Origin of the sequence: Psychrobacter sp. 78a-MNA-CIBAN-0178 (assembly GCF_040309625.1) — a bacterium.
In the GTDB taxonomy this organism is placed as follows: domain Bacteria; phylum Pseudomonadota; class Gammaproteobacteria; order Pseudomonadales; family Moraxellaceae; genus Psychrobacter; species Psychrobacter okhotskensis.
In genome coordinates this window covers 1-241 of sequence record NZ_JBEOOZ010000198.1, presented here as the reverse complement: position 1 = coordinate 241, position 241 = coordinate 1, and the positions used below count along the sequence as shown (strand labels likewise).

Genomic DNA, 241 nt, shown 5'->3' with positions numbered 1-241 from the left:
ACGCTGTGCAGACGCGCTTAAATTCGTCAGGCGTATTAAAATTGGTCAAGTGCTGCCATGTTTTTGGAATAGGTGCCGTGTGCATAATAGGTTCAATAAATCGCATCACTCTACGCTCGTTTTGGTCAATATACGCCCGCAATTCTGGCTCAATACTTAATCGATAAAGACCTAATAGCGGGTATAAATGGGCATCGTCTGCCAAACAAATCACGGATTTATCAGCTGCGTGAGCAATAAA

At 43.2% G+C, this 241-nt stretch carries 1 protein-coding gene; it reads right to left on the bottom strand.

The window, feature by feature from the left end; all coding sequences use genetic code 11:
* Positions 1 to 241, bottom strand: a 241-nt coding sequence (mobA, locus tag AAEY80_RS14820; RefSeq protein WP_502945565.1) for a molybdenum cofactor guanylyltransferase, incomplete at both ends; no start/stop codon positions are given.